The 1,915-nt window shown below is 63.4% G+C and carries 1 protein-coding gene; it reads right to left on the bottom strand.

All coding sequences use genetic code 11. From position 1 onward, the window contains the following. Position 1: 1 nt before the first annotated feature. Positions 2-1,915: acetate--CoA ligase (acs, locus tag KJP30_RS24805; protein ID WP_218452240.1), on the bottom strand; the 1,914-nt coding region annotated here is incomplete at its 5' end.

Raw genomic sequence — 1,915 nt, 5'->3', positions numbered from 1 at the left:
CTTACGCCTTGTTCATTCTGTTTTGGATGAGGTCATCGACGACGGTCGGGTCTGCGAGTGTTGATGTGTCACCGAGGGATCCGTAGTCGTTTTCGGCGATCTTGCGCAGGATGCGGCGCATGATCTTGCCGGAGCGTGTTTTCGGCAGGCCGGGGGCCCATTGGATCAGGTCGGGGCTGGCGATGGGGCCGATTTCCGTGCGGACCCAGCTGCGCAGTTCCTTGCGCAGCTCCTCTGTCGGCTCGACGCCGTTCATCAGGGTCACGTAGCAATAGATGCCCTGTCCCTTGATCTCATGCGGGTAGCCCACAACCGCCGCCTCGGCGACCTTTTCATGCGCCACCAGCGCCGATTCCACCTCGGCCGTGCCCATCCGGTGCCCCGAGACGTTGATCACGTCGTCGACGCGGCCGGTGATCCAGAAATCGCCGTCGGCATCGCGGCGGCAGCCGTCTCCGGAGAAGTAATAGCCCTTGTAGTCCGAGAAATAGGTCTTTTCGAACCGCTCATGGTCGCCCCAGACGGTGCGCATCTGGCCCGGCCAGCTGTCCTTGATCGCCAGCACGCCCTCGGTCGGGACGGCATCGATCTCGACCCCGGACTGCGGGTCCAGAACCACCGGCTGTACGCCGAAGAAAGGCCGCATCGCCGCGCCCGGTTTCGTCGCATGGGCGCCGGGCAGGGGGGTCATCATGTGGCCGCCGGTTTCGGTCTGCCACCATGTGTCGACGATCGGGCAGCGGCCCTTGCCCACCACGTCATTGTACCAGTTCCATGCCTCGGGGTTGATCGGTTCGCCCACGGTGCCAAGGATGCGCAACGAACTTAGATCGCATTTCGTTACGAAATCGTCTCCCTGTCCCATCAGCGCGCGGATCGCGGTGGGCGCGGTGTAGAACTGGTTGACCTTGTGCTTTTCGCAGACCTGCCAGAAACGGCTGGCGTCCGGGTAGGTCGGCACGCCTTCGAACATCAGCGTTGTGGCGCCATTGGCCAGCGGGCCGTAGACGATATAGCTGTGCCCGGTGACCCAGCCGACATCGGCGGTGCACCAATAGACGTCCCCCTCGTGATAGTCGAAGGTCACCTCCTGCGTCAGCGCGGCATAGGTCAGATAGCCGCCGGTGGTGTGGACCACGCCCTTGGGCTGGCCGGTCGAACCGGAGGTGTAGAGGATGAACAGCGGATCCTCGGCGTTCATCTCGACGGGCTGGCTGTAGTCCGACACCTCCAGCGCCATCTCGTTATAGTCGAAATCGCGGCCGTCGACCCATGTGGTCTGACCTCCGGTGCGCTTGACCACAAGGCATTTGACCGTGTCCTTGCAGTGCAGCAAGGCCTTGTCGGCATTGGTTTTCAGCGGCGTCTTGCGGCCACCGCGGGGGGCTTCGTCGGCGGTGATGATGAGCTTGGCGTCACAGCCGTTGACCCGCGCGGCCAGAGCGTCGGGCGAAAAGCCCGCGAAGACGATGGAATGGATCGCGCCGATGCGGGCACAGGCCAGCATGGCATAGGCGGCCTCGGGGATCATGGGCAGATAGATGATGACCCGGTCGCCCTTGCGAACCCCAAGCGATTCCAGCACGTTGGCCATGCGGCAGGTGCGGCGGTGCAGGTCGTTGTAGGTGATCGACTGGGCCTGTTCCTCGGGGCTGTCGGGTTCCCAGATGATGGCGGTCTGGTTGCCGCGCTTGTCCAGATGGCGGTCGATGCAGTTCTGCGCCACGTTCAGCGTGCCGTCGCGGAACCACTCGATCTTGACCTGGCCCAGCGTGAAATCCGTGTTCTTGATCTCGGTCGGGGCCTTCATCCAGTCCAGACGCTGCGCCTGCTCCGCCCAGAACCCCTCGGGATCCGAAACCGAACGCGCATACATCTCTTCGTAACGCTCCGCATCAACATGCGACTGCTGCGC

Source organism: Antarctobacter sediminis (assembly GCF_019218285.1).
GTDB lineage: Bacteria > Pseudomonadota > Alphaproteobacteria > Rhodobacterales > Rhodobacteraceae > Antarctobacter > Antarctobacter sediminis.
The sequence above is the reverse complement of the archived record's forward strand: the minus strand, read 5'-3'. Positions and strand labels throughout refer to the sequence as shown.